At 69.6% G+C, this 16,796-nt stretch carries 19 protein-coding genes and 1 pseudogene; 8 read left to right on the top strand and 12 right to left on the bottom strand.

What is annotated here, in order from left to right:
• The 11 genes from VNT59_RS19665 to VNT59_RS19615 form a co-directional block, all read right to left on the bottom strand.
• The gene (locus tag VNT59_RS19665; protein ID WP_325501274.1) at positions 1-780 is read right to left on the bottom strand and encodes an NYN domain-containing protein; all 780 of its coding nucleotides are present in this window, start codon (positions 778-780) and stop codon (positions 1-3) included.
• Positions 780-1,829 carry a dihydroorotase gene (gene pyrC, locus VNT59_RS19660; protein ID WP_325501272.1) on the bottom strand — a complete coding sequence of 350 codons (1,050 nt, stop codon included), beginning with the start codon at positions 1,827-1,829 and terminating at the stop codon, positions 780-782. The genes VNT59_RS19665 and pyrC overlap by 1 nt, the downstream gene beginning before the upstream one ends.
• Before the next feature lie 47 nt (positions 1,830-1,876).
• Positions 1,877-2,803 (bottom strand): LysR family transcriptional regulator, encoded by a 927-nt coding sequence (locus VNT59_RS19655; protein WP_325501270.1) that lies wholly within the window; start codon positions 2,801-2,803, stop codon positions 1,877-1,879.
• Positions 2,804-2,860: 57 nt separating this feature from the next.
• Positions 2,861-3,559 (bottom strand): haloacid dehalogenase type II, encoded by a 699-nt coding sequence (locus tag VNT59_RS19650; protein WP_325501268.1) that lies wholly within the window; start codon positions 3,557-3,559, stop codon positions 2,861-2,863.
• A complete protein-coding gene (locus VNT59_RS19645) occupies positions 3,556-3,966 on the bottom strand; it encodes a VOC family protein (protein WP_325501266.1) in 411 nt (136 codons plus the stop codon). The genes VNT59_RS19650 and VNT59_RS19645 overlap by 4 nt, the downstream gene beginning before the upstream one ends.
• Positions 3,967-4,056: 90 nt before the next feature.
• Positions 4,057-4,578, bottom strand: coding sequence for a GFA family protein (locus VNT59_RS19640; protein ID WP_325501264.1), 522 nt, complete (start codon positions 4,576-4,578; stop codon positions 4,057-4,059).
• Between the two features lie 107 nt (positions 4,579-4,685).
• Positions 4,686-4,985, bottom strand: a complete 300-nt coding sequence (locus tag VNT59_RS19635; protein WP_325501262.1) for a hypothetical protein — start codon at positions 4,983-4,985, stop codon at positions 4,686-4,688.
• A 212-nt stretch (positions 4,986-5,197) separates the two neighbouring features.
• On the bottom strand, positions 5,198-5,608 hold the full coding sequence (locus tag VNT59_RS19630) for a GFA family protein (protein ID WP_414708423.1): 411 nt from the start codon (positions 5,606-5,608) through the stop codon (positions 5,198-5,200).
• Between the two features lie 43 nt (positions 5,609-5,651).
• Positions 5,652-6,359 carry an aspartate/glutamate racemase family protein gene (locus tag VNT59_RS19625; protein WP_325501258.1) on the bottom strand — a complete coding sequence of 236 codons (708 nt, stop codon included), beginning with the start codon at positions 6,357-6,359 and terminating at the stop codon, positions 5,652-5,654.
• A 102-nt stretch (positions 6,360-6,461) separates the two neighbouring features.
• On the bottom strand, positions 6,462-6,773 hold the full coding sequence (locus VNT59_RS19620) for a ferritin-like domain-containing protein (protein ID WP_325501256.1): 312 nt from the start codon (positions 6,771-6,773) through the stop codon (positions 6,462-6,464).
• A gap of 95 nt (positions 6,774-6,868) precedes the next feature.
• Positions 6,869-8,818, bottom strand: a complete 1,950-nt coding sequence (locus VNT59_RS19615) for an ABC transporter ATP-binding protein/permease (RefSeq protein ID WP_325501255.1) — start codon at positions 8,816-8,818, stop codon at positions 6,869-6,871.
• A 40-nt stretch (positions 8,819-8,858) separates the two neighbouring features.
• Between VNT59_RS19615 and VNT59_RS19610 the strand changes: the two genes are divergently transcribed.
• Positions 8,859-9,305: an acyl-CoA thioesterase gene (locus VNT59_RS19610; RefSeq protein WP_325501253.1), complete on the top strand. Its 447-nt coding sequence runs from the start codon at positions 8,859-8,861 to the stop codon at positions 9,303-9,305.
• On the opposite strand, the gene VNT59_RS19605 is transcribed toward VNT59_RS19610, so the two are convergent.
• A complete protein-coding gene (locus VNT59_RS19605; protein ID WP_325501251.1) occupies positions 9,302-9,529 on the bottom strand; it encodes a hypothetical protein in 228 nt (75 codons plus the stop codon). The genes VNT59_RS19610 and VNT59_RS19605 overlap by 4 nt on opposite strands.
• 109 nt (positions 9,530-9,638) lie before the next feature.
• On the opposite strand from VNT59_RS19605, the gene VNT59_RS19600 reads away from it, so the two are divergent.
• From VNT59_RS19600 to VNT59_RS19570, 7 genes and pseudogenes are all read left to right on the top strand, one after another.
• The gene (locus tag VNT59_RS19600; protein ID WP_325501249.1) at positions 9,639-10,514 is read left to right on the top strand and encodes a branched-chain amino acid ABC transporter permease; all 876 of its coding nucleotides are present in this window, start codon (positions 9,639-9,641) and stop codon (positions 10,512-10,514) included.
• Position 10,515: 1 nt separating this feature from the next.
• Positions 10,516-11,592, top strand: a complete 1,077-nt coding sequence (locus tag VNT59_RS19595) for a branched-chain amino acid ABC transporter permease (protein WP_325501247.1) — start codon at positions 10,516-10,518, stop codon at positions 11,590-11,592.
• 89 nt (positions 11,593-11,681) lie between these two features.
• The gene (locus VNT59_RS19590; RefSeq protein WP_325501306.1) at positions 11,682-12,485 is read left to right on the top strand and encodes an ABC transporter ATP-binding protein; all 804 of its coding nucleotides are present in this window, start codon (positions 11,682-11,684) and stop codon (positions 12,483-12,485) included.
• Positions 12,482-13,279 carry an ABC transporter ATP-binding protein gene (locus tag VNT59_RS19585; protein WP_325501245.1) on the top strand — a complete coding sequence of 266 codons (798 nt, stop codon included), beginning with the start codon at positions 12,482-12,484 and terminating at the stop codon, positions 13,277-13,279. The genes VNT59_RS19590 and VNT59_RS19585 overlap by 4 nt, the downstream gene beginning before the upstream one ends.
• 7 nt (positions 13,280-13,286) lie before the next feature.
• Positions 13,287-15,143, top strand: a complete 1,857-nt coding sequence (locus VNT59_RS19580) for a long-chain fatty acid--CoA ligase (protein WP_325501243.1) — start codon at positions 13,287-13,289, stop codon at positions 15,141-15,143.
• A 25-nt stretch (positions 15,144-15,168) separates the two neighbouring features.
• The gene (locus VNT59_RS19575; RefSeq protein ID WP_325501241.1) at positions 15,169-16,332 is read left to right on the top strand and encodes an ABC transporter substrate-binding protein; all 1,164 of its coding nucleotides are present in this window, start codon (positions 15,169-15,171) and stop codon (positions 16,330-16,332) included.
• Between the two features lie 124 nt (positions 16,333-16,456).
• Positions 16,457-16,796 (top strand): annotated as a pseudogene (locus tag VNT59_RS19570) (AI-2E family transporter); the annotation flags it as partial.

The following is a 16,796-nucleotide window of genomic DNA, read 5'->3' as shown; positions in this document are numbered from 1 at the left end:
TCAGTGCCGGCCGCCCTTGGCCAGCCGCTTGTCGCGCACCATCACCGTGGACCGGCCCTCGTCGGCCATGTCGAACAGCTGCGTGGCCGCCAGCAGCTTGGTGAGGGTGGCGTAGCCGTAGTTGCGCGGGTCGAACGAGGCCTGGTTGGCGATCTGGTTGCCGACGGCACCGACGCGGGCCCAGCCCTCGTCGTCGGCCGCGGCCTCGACCGCGTTGCGCAGCAACATCACCAGCTTGGCATCCTGTTTCAGCTGCGCGGTCGTGGCGCGCAGCGGCGCCTGCGGCGCGGCGCCGGGCTCGGCCTCGGCCTCCTGCTCTGCCGCCGTGGGCTGCAGCTTGTCGAGGAACAGGAAGCGCGAGCAGGCATTGACGAACGGTTCGGGCGTCTTGCGCGCGCCGAAGCCGTAGACGGCGGCGCCCTTGGCCCGCAGATGCATGACCAGCGGCGTGAAGTCGGCGTCGGAGGAAACGATGCCGAAGGCGTCGGGGCTGTCGGTGTACAGCAGGTCCAGCGCGTCGATCACCATCGCGATGTCGCTGGCATTCTTGCCCTTGGAGTAGTCGAACTGCTGGATCGGCCGGATCGCGTGCTCGTGCAGCACTTCTTCCCAGCCCTTGAGCTCGGCCTTCTTCCAGTTGCCGTAGGCGCGCCGGATGCTGGTCTCGCCGAACGTGGACAGCTCGTTGAGGATCAGGTCGATCTTGGAGGCCGGCGAGTTGTCGGCGTCGATGAGGAGCGCCACCCGCGGCGGCTTCTCGGTGCGTTGGGCGGCGGCCATCAGGCGGCGTCCGGCCCGGGCACCAGCCGCCACGGCAGCGGCTCGCCGGCGCGCAAGGGTTTCAGCTGCGCCTCGCCGAAGGCATAGCTCTCGGGCACCGTCCAGGTTTCGCGGCGCAGCGTGATCGTGCCGCCGTTGCGCGGCAGGCCGTAGAACGCCGGGCCGTGGACGCTGGCGAAGCCCTCCAGGCGGTCGAGCGCGCCGGCGGCGTCGAAGGCTTCGGCGTACAGCTCCATCGCCGCATGCGCGGTGTAGCAGCCGGCGCAGCCGCTGGCGTGCTCCTTCAGGTGCGCCGGGTGCGGCGCGCTGTCGGTGCCCAGGAAGAACTTCGAACTGCCGCAGGCGGCGGCTTCGACCAGCGCCTGCCGGTGCACTTCGCGCTTGAGGACGGGCAGGCAGTAGTAGTGCGGCCGGATGCCGCCGGTGAAGAGCGCGTTGCGGTTGTAGAGCAGGTGGTGCGCCGTGATCGTCGCGGCCGTGAACCGATCGGCGCCGTGCACGTACTGCGCCGCCTCGCGCGTGGTGATGTGCTCGAACACGATCTTCAGCTCGGGGAAGTCGCGCCGCAGCGGGATCAGCTGGGTGTCGATGAACACCGCCTCGCGGTCGAACAGGTCGATCTCGGGCGAGGTCACTTCGCCGTGCACCAGCAGCGGCAGGCCCGCCCGCTGCATCGCTTCCAGCGTGGGATAGGTCTTGCGCAGGTCGGTGACCCCGGCGTCGCTGTTGGTGGTGGCGCCCGCCGGATAGAGCTTGACGGCCACCACCCCGGCATCCTTGGCCCGCGCGATTTCCGCGGGCGGCAGGTTGTCGGTGAGATACAGCGTCATCAGCGGCTGGAAGGTCGCTTCCGGCGGCAGCGCGCCCAGGATGCGCTCGCGGTAGGCGGCCGCCTGCGCGGCCGTGGTGATCGGCGGCCGCAGGTTCGGCATGATGACCGCGCGGCCGAACTGCGCGGCCGAGTGCGCCACCACGGTCTTCATGGCCGCGCCGTCGCGCACGTGCAGGTGCCAGTCGTCCGGCCGGGTGATGGTGATTTCCTGGATCATCGTCGGATTGTCCCAGAGCGGCGCCCGCCGGCGCCTCGGCGCTCCCCTCAGTGGGCGGTGTGGACCAGGAAGTCCCAGAGCGCCTGCGCCGCGCCCTTGGACGGCTCGCGCGCGCTCGGCAGCTGGCGATAGGCCCGCACTTCCATCGTCATCTCCAGTCCCGCCAGCTCGGCCGGGACAGCCTTGACCAGCCGCTGCGCCCGCAGATCCTTCTGCACCGCGCTGTGCGGCAGGAAGGCGAGGCCGTGCCCTTCCAGCGCCATCACCCGCAGGCCCTCGGCCATGTCGGTCTCGTAGACCCGCTCCAGGTGGATGGGCGTGCGCGACTGGCGCACGATCAGGTCCGTGATGCGGCCGAGATAGGCGCCGGGTCCGTACCCGAGGTAGGGCACCGGCTGGCCGGCGCGGCCCGGCAGCCGGAAGATCGGCTCGGCGTCGCCGTCCGGCTTGCTGTACGGCGACAGCACCTCCTTGCCCAGCGTCACCATCTGGTAGCGCTCGAGGTCGAGCTGCAGCGGCAAGGCGTCGTGGTGGTAGGCGATCAGCAGGTCGCAGCCGCCTTCCACCAGCCGCATCGCGGCGTCATGCACGTTGAGCGCGCTGAGGCGGCTCTTGATGGGACCGAACTGGTCGCGCAGGCTCGACACCCATTGCGGGAAGAAGGTGAAGGCCAGCGTGTGCGGCACGGCGAAGTCGATGACGTCCTGGGCGGCGCTCGAATGCCCGCGCAGCATCGCGCGGGTGCTTTGCAGCGCCTGCAGCATCTCCATCGATTGGGCGTACAGCGTCTCGCCGGCCGGCGTGAGCCGGGTCGGATAGGAGCTGCGGTCGACGAGGTCGGTGCCGGCCCAGGCTTCCAGGGCCTGGATGCGGCGCGAGAACGCGGGCTGGGTGACGTGGCGCAGCTGCGCCGAGCGGCTGAAGCTGCGGGTTTCGGCGAGGCTGACGAAATCCTCGAGCCATTTCGTTTCCATCTCGACATTATCCCGTCGGGCCGTGACCGGTGCCGCCGACCGCGGGCCGGCCGCGGCTCAGCACTCCAGCAGCTCCGCCAGCGCCAGCAGGTCCTTCGCGTGCAGTTCGTTCCCGCTGCGGGCCGAGACGTCCTTGGGCTGCCGGGCCCCGAACTCCAGCGGCCGTTCCACGTACGCCGTGCGCAGGCCGCAGCTGCGGGCCGCGGCCAGGTCGTCATGGTGCGCTGCCACCAGCATCACGTCCTGCGGCCGGACGCCGAACACCCGCGCCACGCCCAGATAGGTCGCCGGATCCGGCTTGTAGGCGCGGAACACCTCCGCCGACAGGATGCAGTCCCATGGCAGGCCGCCGCGCTTGGCCATCTCGGCCAGCAAGCCGAGGTTGCCGTTGGACAACGTGCAGATCATGAACTGCGCCTTCAACCGGGAGAGCCCGGGCTCCGCGTCGGGCCAGGGGTCGAGCCGGTGCCAGGCCCGGTTGAGATGGCGCTTGGTGGCTTCGTCCAGATGCCGGATGCCGAAGCGCTCCAGCAGTTCATCCAGGATCAGGCGGTGCAGGTCGTCGATCAGCGTCCAGCCGAGTTCGCCCGAGCGCACGCGCTGCATTGCCGGCTGGTAGCCGGCGCGCCAGGCGAGCGCGAATTCGTCGCCGCTCACCCCGAGCTGCAAGGCATCGACCTCGCGCGCGATGCTGCCGTGCCAGTCGACGACCGTGCCGAACACGTCGAAGGCCAGCACCTTGGGCAGCGTCGTCATGCGGCCTCCGGCGGTCCCTTGAGTTCCACGACGTTGCCTTCCGGATCGGCGACGTAGATCGAGGGCCCCTGGCCTTCCGCGCCGTAGCGCATCTCGACCGGCCCGGCCTCGATGCCCCGCGCCTGCAGCTCGCGCCGGATCGCGTCCGCGTCGAACGGTTCCACGCGCAGGCACAGGTGATCGAGGTTGCGGCCAGCGGCCCCCGGCGCCGCCCCGCCGCGGCGGCCGATCGGGCCGTCGACCGGCACCAGGTCGATCATGGCGCGGCCGGCGCGCAACTGCACCAGCCCGAGGTCGTCGCGCCGGCGCTCGACCGCGCAGCCCAGCACGTCGCGGTAGAAGCGCAGCATGCCCTCGAGGTCGCTGACGCGCAGGACGAGGTGGTCGATGTCGCGGACGCGGATCATGCCCCGCAGCTTAGCCCGCCGCGCCAGCCGCGGGGCGAGCAACCATGCCGTCCCCGCGGCTGCCGGCGACTCGCGCGCCGAGCACTTCATTCAGCCGGCTTTTGCGCGCCCGGTCTGATAAGCATGGATCGCCGGCGCCAGCGCCGCGAAGCGGGCCAGGCTGGCGGCGGGCCAGTGGTCGTCACGACGGTAGTACGCCGGCACCGCCGGGGTGTCGGGCGGCAACGTGAACCACGGCTGCTTGGACGCGGTGAAGATGTGGATGTCGGGCGGCAGCTGGTCCGGCATGTCGAGCGTGCCCACCCGCACGAAGGTCAGGACCGGCCCAGCGCCCGAATAGTGGCTCCAGACGGCGATGCGGCAGTGCGGACAGCGCGCGATCCGCTGCCCCGCGCCGCTGGCCGAGGGCGTCGGCACGATTTCGGGCGGCTCGCCGAGCTGCGTCAGGCGGTCCGCCTCGATCAAGGCGTTGAGCGCGAAGGCCGCGCCGCTCTCGCGCTGGCACCATCGGCAGTGGCAGCAGTGCACGAAGAGCGGCGCCGATTCCATGCGATAGCGCACGCGTCCGCAGTCGCAGCCGCCTTCGAGCGGAAAGACCGGTGTCGTCGGCATGGCGGGTTCTCCCCTGTGGCGATCGCGCCATTGTGCCGCGCCGCACCGGGATGTTGCCGCGCCGCCGCCGACCGCCGAAGCCAGCCGGGGGCCAGCAGCGCCGTCGCTCAGGGATCCTTGCGCTTGACGCGCGCGTAGGCCTCCAGCTCCTGGAACTCGGTGGCGGTCTGGGGCTCGTGGCGATAGAGCTTCACCGACGGCTGCAGCGAATGCAGCTGGCTGTCGAGCATGGCGACGGAGTCTTCCCACAACGCCCAGTCGGTCTGGTCGCTGCCTTCGGTCACTTCGAAGGTGCTCGGCTCCGGCGGCAGGGCCGGGCCGCCCACCGACCTGGTCTTGCGGCGCGGCTTGGGCTTCGGCACGGCCGCGGGCTTGCGTTTGAACAGACCGAAGATCATCGAGTTCACCCCCACGTGGTGGCAGCGGCCGGCCGACGAGCCGGCCGCAAGCGGCGCAGCCGGCGAGCGCCAGGCCGCGCAGATCGACCGGCTTGCCCTGCGGGCGCGGTCGTTCTACGCCGCCGGGGCGCCCCACATGCGAGGATAAACGCGTACCAGGGGTCCGGCAACTGGCCCAATCCCGACGTTGCCGACGGGCGGGCACGCGGTCCTTCCGCGGTTCAGCCGGGCCGCGCCGGCGGGCCCGCGACACTTTGCGAGGCACCGTTGCCGACCGGGATCGGCCCCAGGGCGTACGGGTCCACCCCTTCCAGGCAGGCCACGTTGAAGCCGAACTCGGTCGGCACGCTGCGGCGCTGGTGGTGGGTGTAGATGCCGCAGACGCTGCAGAAATAGTGGCGGGCCTGCCGGGTGTTCCACTGGTACAGCGTGAGCCGGTCGGCGCCCTGCACGATGCGCAGGCGATCGGTGGGCACGCTGGCCATCACCGCGCCTTTGCGCCGGCACAGCGAGCAGTTGCAGCGGCGCAGTTGCTCGAGGCCGTGCGCCAGCTCGACTTCGAACACGACTGCTCCGCAGTGGCACGAACCGGTGCGTCTTTCCACGTCAGCTCCTTCATCCAGTGCGCGCATTCTGGCGTGAACGGTGCCGCGCCGCGAGCGCTTCGTGCTCCCGTCAGCCGCCGGCCGTTCCCGAGGACCGCAGCCGCGCCACGATCGCCGCGACGTGCAGCGCCGTGGTGTCGAGCGCCGGCAAGCCGGCCACGGCGTCGCCGGCCAGCAGCAGCGGCAGTTCGGTGCCGCCGAGGATGACGCCGTCGATGTGTTCCTGCGTGCGCAGGCGCGTCGCGAGCGACTCGAACTCGCGCCGCGTGCCGTCGCGAAACTCTCCCCGCAGCAGTTCGCCGACGTAGCGCTCGTGGATCCAGGCGCGGTCGTCGGCCGCCGGCGCCAGCACGGTGATGCCGTGGCGGGCGAACACCGCCGGATAGAACGGCGCCTCCATGGTGAAGCGGGTGCCCAGCAGCGCCAGCCGCCGCAGCCCGCGCGCCCGCGCGGCGCGGGCGCAGACCTCGACGATGCTCACCAGCGGCAGCGGCGAGCGGGCGGCGAGTTCGTCGAACACGATGTGCGGCGTGTTGGCCGTGATCGCCGCGAACTCCGCACCGGCGCCGGCGAGCCGCCGCAGCGAGGACAGCAGGTACTCGATGAGCCCCGCGCGATCGCCGGCGACCAGCTGCAGGCCGCGCCGCACGTCGAGGCTGTCGATCACCAGCGCCGGCGCGCTGGCGGCATCCACGCGCTCCCACGCCGCGATGATGCGCCGGTAGTAATCGATCGTCGACTCGGGGCCGAGACCGCCGACGAGGCCCGCGATTGCCATCTGGCTGTGCTCCTGGAACTGGTTGGGACGCGATGCGCGACGTATTGTGGCCCTTCGGTTCGGGCCGGCAGGCGCCGCCGATGGCGGGCCGGGCGACGGCGTTCAGCGCTCGTCGCCCGCCGCAGCGGCGTGGTGCGCGATCGGCTTGTCGGTGAACAGATAGTCCTTGAGCTGGCCCGAGAACCTGGCGTCGCTGCGCCGGATCCACTCGAGCAGCATCGCGGCGTGCTCCTTCTCCTCGTCCCGGTTGTGCTCGAGGATGGCCTTGAGCTCGGGATGGCGGCAGACATCCGCGCGCTGGTTGTACCAGTCCACGGCCTCCAGCTCCTCCATGAGCGACACGATGGCGCGATGCATGTCGCGCGCTTCGGCGGACAGTTGCTCGAACGGTTCGTGGGTGCCGACGCTCGACATGGCCTTCTCCTGTTGGTTGCGCGACCCGCCGCCTCGGGAGGTCACCGAAGGAAGATAGCGCAGACTCGCCGCGAATGCCACGTCGCGGCGCACGGCTACATCCCGATCACCTCCTCGAAGCGATCCGCGCTCTGCTGCTGCAGCGACCACATCTCGGCGTACCGGCCGCCCTTGGCCAGCAGCTCCTGGTGATGGCCGCGCTCGACGATGCGGCCGGCGTCGAGCACCAGGATCTCGTGGGCATCCACCACCGTGGACAGCCGGTGCGCGATCAGGAGCGTCGTCTTGTGCTGCGCCACGCCCTTCAACTCGGCCTGGATCGCCCGCTCGTTCGCCGAGTCCAGCGCCGACGTGGCCTCGTCGAAGATCATGATCGGCGGGTTCTTCAGCAGGGTGCGGGCGATCGCCACCCGCTGCTTCTCGCCGCCCGACAGCTTCAGGCCGCGCTCGCCCACCATCGTCGCGTAGCCCTTGGGCGTGCCCGCGATGAAGCTGTGGATGCGCGCCGCGCGCGCGGCGTCCTCGATCTCGGCGTGCGTCGCCCCCGGCCGGCCGTAGGCGATGTTGTATTCGATGGTGTCGTTGAACAGGACCGTGTCCTGCGGCACGATCCCGATCGCCTGCCGCACGCTGGCCTGCGTCACGTCGCGGATGTCCTGGCCGGCGATGGTGATGCGCCCGCCCGCCGCCCCCGGATCGCCGGGAATGCCGACGTCGTAGAAGCGATAGAGCAGCCGCGCCAGCGTGCTCTTGCCGGAGCCGGACGGGCCGACCACCGCCACCGTCTTGCCGGCGGGAATCTCGAAGCTGACATGGCGCAGGATGGGCCGGGCGCGTTCGTAGGCGAAACTGACGTCCTCGAAGCGGACGGTGCTGTCGATGCGCTCGCCGCCCGCCGGGTCCGCCTCGCGGCCGCCGTCGCCGGCCAGCGGCGGAAAAGCCAGCGGCCGCGCGCCCGGCCGGTCCGCCACCTCGCGCTCTTTTTCCATCAGGACGAACATCTTGTCCAGATCGGTCAGGCTCTGCTTGATCTCCCGGTACAGCACGCCCAGGAAATTGAGCGGGATGTACAGCTGGATCATGAAGGCGTTGACCATCACCAGGTCGCCGATCGTCATGCGCCCGTCCACCACGCCCTCGGTGGCGCGCCACAGCATCGCCACCAGGCCGACACCGATGATCAGCTGCTGGCCGGCGTTGAGCAGCGACAGGGTGGTCTGCGACTTCAAGCGCGCGCGCCGCAGCTGCTCCAGGCTCCGGTCGTAGCGCTGGGCCTCGAAGCGCTCGTTGTTGAAGTACTTGACGGTCTCGTAGTTGAGCAGCGAATCGATCGCCTTCGCGTGCGCGGCCGAGTCGAATTCGTTGGCTTCGCGCCGGAACTTGGTGCGCCACTCGGTGATCGTGATGGTGAAGGCGACGTACGCCGCCAGCGCGGCGACCGTGATCCAGGCGAACCAGGCGTCGAACTTCACGCCCAGGATCGTGAGCACCAGCGCCACCTCGATGAAGGTCGGCACGATGCTGTAGAGCGAGTACGAGATCAGCGACTCGATGCCGCGCACGCCGCGCTCGATGTCGCGCGTCATGCCGCCGGTCTGGCGCTCGAGGTGAAAGCGCAGGCTCAGCGCATGCAGGTGTTCGAACGTCTCCAGCGCGATCCGCCGCGCCGCCCCATGGGTCGCCTTGGCGAACACCAGTTCGCGCAGCTCGGTGAACAGGGTGGTCGACAGGCGCAGCAGGCCGTACGCGAGCAGCAGCCCGACCGGAACCGCCAGCAGCGCCGTCCCCAGCTGGCCGGGCGGCAGCCCCGGCACCGGCCGTCCGCCGCCCGGACTCATGGTGTCGACCAGGTTCTTCAGCAGGATCGGCACCCCGACGTTGGCGAGCTTGGCCAGCACCATGAAGGCCAGCGCGGCCATCACCCGGCCCTTGTATTCCCACAGATAGGGCAGCAGGCGGCGCAGCGTGGCCCAGTCGGTGTGGGTGCGGGGCGGCTCGGCGCCCAGGCCGGTGTGAAGCGAAATTCGGTCGCCGGAGCGGCGCATCGGGGACAATCCGGTTGTTCTGTTTCGAGAGATTGTGCCCATGTCCACAGACTCAAGCGTCGGCGCCGGCAGCCTGCCCACGCACAAGGAGCTGGTCCTCAAGGTGATTCCGCTGCCGGCGGACAGCAATGCCAACGGCGACATCTTCGGCGGCTGGGTCATGGCTCAGGTCGACCTGGCCGGCTCGGTGCTGCCGGCCCGCCACGCCAAGGGCCGGATGGCGACGGTGGCGGTGAAGGAGTTCGTGTTCAAGCAGCCGGTGCGGGTCGGCGACATCCTGTCGTTCTTCGCCGAGGTGACCCGGATCGGCCGCACCTCGGTCACCGTGGACGTGGAAGTGTGGGCCGAACGCTTCCACACGCAGGGTCGGTTCGTGAAGGTGACGGAGGCCATCCTCACCTACGTCGCGATCGACGAGCACGGCCGGCCGCGGCCGCTGCCGCCACAGGAGCCGGGCCGCGGCGCCGGCCCGGGCGCGACCGGCTAGAACGTCCCGTGGCCGCCGGCGCCGGCGGCGCCCTCCAAGGCGTCGCCCAGGCGCAGCCTGCCGCGCGCCCACTCCGCTGGTAGCGGCTGCGGCAGCGGCCGGTCCATTGCTCGTACGCGTTCATGCGGTCGGCCCGCATCGTCGGCTGCGTTGCGCACGTCGGGCCGGTCCGGCGTCACCACGGCGATGGCGTCGCGCTGCCCGACGCGCACGGTCCGTTCCATGCGCACGGTGAGCGCGGTCGGCAACGCCGCGCGCATACGGGCGAACCCTGTAGAGAAACCGCGAAGCCGCCAGCTATAACAGGCGGCAGAAAGTATTCGCGGAGGCCCGGTGCAATTCGTTCAACTGCTGATCAGCGGCATCTCGCAAGGATGCATCTACGGGCTGATCGCGCTGGGCTTCGTGCTCATCTACAAAGGCACCGAAACCGTGAGCTTCGCCCAGGGCGAGCTGATGATGCTGGGCGCCTTCGGCGGCCTCGCGGCGATGACGTTCATCGGCTTCCCGTTCTGGCTGGCGGTCGCCAGCGCCATCGCGGCGATGGGCCTGTTCGGCGTCCTGCTCGAGCGCATCGTCGTGCGCCCGATCCTGGGCCAGCCGGCCTTCTCGATCGTGATGCTCACCATCGGCATCGGCTACGTCGCGCGCGGGCTGATCACGATGCTGCCGGGCATCGGCACCGAAACGCACACCATGCCGGTGCCCTACAAGGACCAGACCTGGAACCTGGGCACGCTGGTGCTCAACGTCGAGCAGATGGTGGTGATCGGCGCGACGGCGGCCCTGTGCCTGCTGCTGTTCGCGCTGTTCCGCTACAGCAAGATCGGCGTCGCCATGCAGGCGGCGTCGCAAAACCAGCTGGCGGCCTATTACATGGGCATCCCGGTCAAGAAGCTCAACGGGCTGGTCTGGGGCCTGGCCTCGGCGGTCGCCGCGGTGGCCGGCCTGCTGCTGGCGCCGATCACGTTCGTGCACGCCAACATGGGGTTCATCGGGCTGAAGGCCTTTCCGGCGGCGGTGGTCGGCGGCTTCGGCAGCCTGCCCGGGGCCATCGTCGGCGGGCTGACCATCGGCATCGTCGAATCGCTGTCCGGCTTCTACCTGCCCCAGGGCTTCAAGGACACGGCCGCCTACATCGTCGTGCTGCTGATGCTGATGCTGCGGCCCAACGGCCTGTTCGGCGAGCGCGTCGCCAAGAAGGTCTGAGATGCGCTTCATCTTCAAGACCGACTACGCCCAGGACATCAGGCTGGCCAAGCATGGCGGCCATCTGTTCTGGTACGGCACGCTGGCGCTGGCGCTGCTGGCGGCGCCCTGGCTGTTCGCCGAATACTGGCTGGCCCAGCTCACCTTCGTGCTGATCTACTCGATCGTGGGCCTGGGGCTGATGCTGCTCGCCGGCTTCACGGGCCTGTTCTCGATCGGGCACGCGGCCTTCCTCGGCGTCGGCGCGTACACCGAGGCGGTGCTGGTGAACATGGGCTGGCCGTTCCCGTTGGCGCTGCTGCTGGCCGCCCTGCTCTCCGCCGCCGTCGGCGTGGTCGTCGGCCTGCCGGCGCTGCGGGTCAAAGGCATCTACCTCGGCATCGCGACCCTGTCGTTCGGCTTCATCGTGGAGGAGGTGCTGGCCCGCTGGGAGTCGGTGACCAAGGGCAACACCGGCCTGCACGTGGCCGCGCCCAGCCTGCTGGGCCAGCCGCTCGGCTCCGGCGCCGGCTTCTATTTCCTCTGCCTGGCCATCACGGTGGCCGCCACGCTGGCGATCCTCAACCTGCTGCGCTCGCCGACCGGCCGGGCCTTCGTCGCGATCCGCGACTCGGAGATTTCCGCCCAGAGCATGGGCATCCAGCTGGCCCGCTACAAGACCTTGTCGTTCGCGCTGTCCGCCGCGCTGGCCGGACTCGGCGGCGCGCTGTACGCGCACAAGCTGACCTTCATCTCGCCCGACCAGTTCAACATCCTGCAGTCGATCGACCTGCTGCTGATGGTGGTGATCGGCGGACTGGGCTCGGTGCACGGCGCGTTCCTGGGCGCCATCTTCCTGATCTCGATGCCGCAGGTCATCGCCCTCGGCAAGGACTGGCTGCCCGCGGCCGTCGGCCAGGCGCCCGGACTGCAGGCCATGGTCTACGGCGTGGTGCTGATCGCCTTCGTGCTGTTCGAGCCGATGGGCCTGTACGGCCGCTGGCTCAAGGTGCGCACCTACCTGCAGCTCTTTCCGTTCTATCGCCGCGGCATGTTCAAGCGTCAGAAGACCTTCCAGAAGTCGGAGCGGGTCCGATGAGCGGCATCGGCACCTTGCGCGCCGACGTCCTGACCGCTGCCCGGAAACCATCGGATGCGCCGGATGGTCCGGCCGCGCCGGCCGGCCAGCTGCGCCCGGATGCCCTGCTCTCGGTGCGCGACCTCGCCGTGCGCTTCGGCGGCGTGCTGGCCGTCAACAACGTGAGCTTCGACGTGCGCCGCGGCGAGGTGTTCACGCTGATCGGCCCCAACGGCGCCGGCAAGACCACGGTCTTCAACCTGATCAGCCGCATCTACCAGCCCACGGCCGGCAGCATGGTGTACGAAGGCAGGCTGCTGACGCAGCAGCCACCGCACCGCATCGCCGCGCTCGGCATCGCACGCACCTTCCAGAACATCGAGCTGTTCGAACACGCCACCGTGCTGCACAACCTGCTGATCGGCCGCCACACGCACCGGCGCACCGGGCTGTGGAGCGATCTGTTGTTCACGCCGGCAGCCCGGCGCGCCGAGCTCGAGGCGCGCGAGAAGGTCGAACGGGTGATCGAGTTCCTCGAGCTGCAGCACCATCGCGATTCGCTCGTCGCCGGCCTGCCGTATGGCGTGCGCAAGGTGGTCGAACTGGCGCGGGCGCTGTGCACCGAGCCCAAGCTGCTGCTGCTGGACGAGCCCTCGTCCGGCCTGAACGTCGAGGAGACGGACGACATGGCGTTCTGGATCCAGGACATCCGCGACGACCTGGGCATCACCGTGCTGATGGTGGAGCACGACATGGCGCTGGTGTCGAAGGTGTCCGACCGGGTGCTGGCCATGAACCAGGGCGAAGTGCTGGCGCTCGGAACGCCGCGCGAGGTGCAGGACCATCCCGGAGTGATCGAGGCCTACCTCGGCTGCGTCGACGACGTCACTTCGCTGCGCCGGAGCCGCGGATGAGCCACGTCCCGCCGCCCGTCAGCGACCAGCCGGTGCTGCGCTTGTCGAACGTCGAATCGGCCTACGGGCCGATCAAGGCGATCCGCGGCGTCAGCCTGCAGGTGCGGCGCGGCGAGATCGCCACCGTGCTGGGCGCCAACGGCGCCGGCAAGACGACCATTCTGAAGACGATCTCCGGGATCATCGATCCGCGCAAGGGCAGCATCGAGTTCAAGGGCGAGCGGATCACGGCGCGCGACCCGGCGTACATCGTGCAGCAGGGCCTTTCGCACGTGCCCGAGGGCCGGGAGGTCTTCCCGCTGCTGAGCGTGCGCGACAACCTGCTGATGGGGGCCTACACCCGCGGCGACCGCGACGGCGTCGCGCGCGACCTGGAGGCGGTGCACGCCTACTTCCCGATCCTGCGGGAGCGCGCCGGCCAGCCAGCCGGCCTGCTCTCGGGCGGCCAGCAGCAGATGCTGGCGATCTCGCGCGCCCTGATGGCGTCGCCCGACCTGATCCTGCTGGACGAACCCAGCCTCGGGCTGTCGCCCAAGCTGACGCGCGAGATCTTCGAGATCGTGGTGCGGATCAACCGCGAGCGCGGCAGCACCATCCTGCTGGTGGAGCAGAACGCCAACATGGCGCTGAACGCGGCGGACTACGGCTACGTACTGGAGAACGGCCGCATCGTGATGGAGGACACCTGCGCCCACCTGCGCGAGAAGGAAGACATCCGCGAGTTCTATCTGGGCATGAAGGAAAGCGGCGTGCGCGGCGAGCGGCGCTGGAAGAAGAGGAAGATGTGGCGATGAGAACGGCATGAGCACGCTCTGGAACGTGTCGGCCATGCGGCCCGACACGCGGATCGTCGTCGCCGGCGACACCATTCCGGCGATCTTCTGGAACGCCGTGCAGCAGCGCGGCGACCGGGTCTGGCTGCGGCAAAAGGAGCTGGGCCTGTGGCGCAGCTGGAGCTGGGCGCAGACCGGCGAGGCGGTGCGCGAGATCGCGGGCGGCCTGATGCATCTTGGTTTCGGTCCGGGCGACACCGCGTCGATCCTCGCCAACACCGAGGTGGAATGGGTGCTGGCCGACCTGGCCGTGCTCAGCTGCGGCGGCGTCTCCAACGGCATCTACCCCACCGACTCGCCCGCGCAGGTGCACTACCTGTGCGAGGACTCGGGCACCAGCATCCTGTTCGCCGAGGACGACGAGCAGCTGGACAAGGCGCTGGCAGTCCGGCCGCGCCTGCCGAAGCTGCGCCAGATCGTCGTCTTCGACATGAAGGGCCTGCGCGACCTGGACGACCCCGGCGTCATCGGCCTGGACCGGTTGCGCGCCCTCGGCCGCGCCTGGAACCAGGCCCATCCCGACGCGCTGGCGCAGCGGGTGCAGGCCTGCCGGCCCGAACAGCTCGCGATCCTCGTGTACACGTCGGGCACCACGGGCAGGCCGAAAGGCGCGATGCACAGCCACCGCGGGCTGGTCTACACCGTGCGCGGCTACAACACGCTGATCGCGCGCACCGACCGTGACGAGTGCATGTGCTTCCTGCCGCTGTGCCACATCGCCGAGCGCCTGGGGGGCGAGTACTTCTCGATGTACACCGGCGCCGTGCTCAATTTCGTGGAGAACCCCGAGACGGTGCCGGAGAACGTGCGCGAGATCGCGCCGACGGTCCTCACCGCCGTGCCGCGGGTCTGGGAGAAGTTCTATTCGGGCGTGATGATCGCGCTGAAGGAAGCCAGCCCGCTGCAGCAGGCCGCGTATGCCTGGGCGATCGGCGTCGGCGCCCGCATCGCGGAGCAGGTGCTCGCCGGCCGGCCAGTGGACGGGTTCGACAAGTTCCGGTTCGCGCTCGCCCGCCGGCTGGTCCTGGACAACGTGCGCAAGCTGATCGGCATCCACCGCTCGCGCTTCCTGGTCACCGGCGCGGCACCGATCTCGCCCGAGCTGGTGAAGTGGTACCTGGCGCTGGGCGTGCCGATGCTGGAGGTCTGGGGCATGACCGAATCCTGCGGCGCCGCCACCGGCGTGCCGGTCACGCGCATCAAGCCCGGCAGCATCGGCCCGGCCGCGTCCTACAACGAGGTGCGGCTCGCCCCCGGCACCGGCGAGATCCTGGTGCGCGGCGAGAACGTGTTCATGGGCTATCTGAACCAGCCCGAGCAGACCCGCGAGGCGATCGACGCCGACGGCTGGCTGCACACCGGCGACGTCGGCGTGGTGGACGAGGAAGGCTTCTTTCGCATCACCGACCGGATGAAGGACATCATCGTCACGGCCGGCGGCAAGAACATCACGCCCAGCGAGCTGGAAAACGAACTGAAGTTCTCGCCCTACATCACCGACGCGGTGGTGATCGGCGACCAGCGGCCGTATCTCACCGCCATCGTGATGGTCGACCAGGAGAACGTCGAGAAGTACGCCCAGGACCACGACGTGCCGTTCAGCAACTACGCCAGCCTGACGCGCACGCCGCAGGTGCAGGCGCTGATCCAGGGCGAGATCGACCGGGTGAACCGCCAGTTCGCGCGGGTCGAGCAGATCAAGAAGTTCTTCCTGCTGGACACGCAGCTCACCGCCGAGGACGAGGAGCTGACGCCCACCATGAAGCTCAAGCGCAAGCTGGTGCAGCGCAAGTACGCGCCGCAGATCGACGCCATGTACCGATGACCGGGTTCAACCAAGGAGAGGATCGATGAAACCCAAGCTCACCGCCACCCTGGCCGCCGCCGCGCTGTGCTGGCTGCCGGCCCTCGCCCAGCAGCAGGGCGTCACCAGGAGCGAGATCCTGATCGGCACGATCCAGGACCTCTCCGGGCCGCTGGCCGGCTACGGCAAGCAGGCGCGCAACGGCATGCAGCTGCGCATCGACGAGGCCAACGAGCAGGGCGGCATCCACGGCCGCAAGCTGCGGCTGGCCGTGGAGGACGACGGCTACGACCCGAAGAAGGCGGTGCTGGCGGCCCAGAAGCTGGTCAACCAGGACAAGATCTTCATCATGGCCGGGCACATCGGCACGGCCCAGAACATGGCGGCGATGCCGGTGCAGTTCGACAAGAACGTCGTCAACTTCTTCCCGATCACGGCGGCGCGCGAGATGTACGAGCCGCTGCACAGGCTCAAGTACTCCTTCGCGGCGACCTACTACGACCAGGTCCGCATCGCGCTGCCCAAGATGGTGAAGGACAAGGGGGCCAGGAAGGTCTGCACGATCTACCAGGACGACGACTTCGGGCTGGAAGTGCAGCGCGGCGCGGAAGCCGGCCTCAAGACGATCGGCATGGAGGTGGCGGAGAAGACCACCTTCAAGCGCGGCGCCACCGATTTCTCGTCGCAGGTGGCGCGCATGAAGGCCTCGGGCTGCGACCTGGTGGTGCTGGGCACCATCATCCGCGAGACCATCGGCACCATCGCGGAGGCGCGCAAGACCGGCTTCAATCCGACCTTCCTGGGCTCCAGCGCCGCCTACACCGACCTGATCCACAAGCTGGGCGGCAAGGCCATGGACGGCCTGTACGCCACCATGACCGTGCAGCATCCGTACCTGGACGAGGCGTCGCAGCCGATCCGGTTCTGGGCCGCCAAGTACAAGACCAGGTTCAACGAGGACCCGACGGTGTTCTCGGTGTACGGCTACATGATCATCGACGCCTTCGTGCAGGCGGCGCGCAAGGCGGGTCCGAACCTCACGACCGAGACCTTCGTCAAGACCATGGACACGATGAGCTTCCCGGCCGACATGTTCGGCGGGGCGCCCAGTTCGTTCACCGCGACCAAGCGCCTGGGCAGCGACCTGTCGCGGCTGTCGCAGATCAAGGACGGCAAGTGGGTGGTCGTGTCCGACTACGTGAAACCCTGAGCCAGGCCGCGCCGGCCGGCCCACCCGCCGCGGCGGCGTCGTGGCGGGCTGCCTGCCGGCTCTTTCGGGCCAGGGCGGCCGCGCCGCGGCGGCCCCGGTGATACGCTCTGCCGCACGCGCCGCCATGACCGAATCCGAACCGCTCAATTCACCGCTGCTGCAGAGCAAGGCCCTGATCGGGCTGGTCATGGTGGTCACGGTGCTGTTCGGGGTGATCCTGTGGCCGTACAGCGGCGCGGTGTCCTGGGCCGTCTTCATGGCCATCGTGTTCTCCCCCCTGCAGGACCGGTCGGTGCAGGTGTGCCGCGGCCGCCGCGGCTGGGCGGCGTTCGGCACGCTGGTGGTCATCGTGGTCAGCGTGCTGCTGCCGGCGGGGCTGCTGGCGGCGGCCGTCACCCAGGAGGCGTCGGCGTTCTTCGAGCGCATCCGCTCCGGCGAGATGCATTTCAGCCAGTACTTCCAGC

The organism is Ramlibacter sp. (assembly GCF_035554825.1).
In the GTDB taxonomy this organism is placed as follows: domain Bacteria; phylum Pseudomonadota; class Gammaproteobacteria; order Burkholderiales; family Burkholderiaceae_C; genus Ramlibacter.
This window is presented reverse-complemented; position numbering and strand designations above follow the sequence as displayed.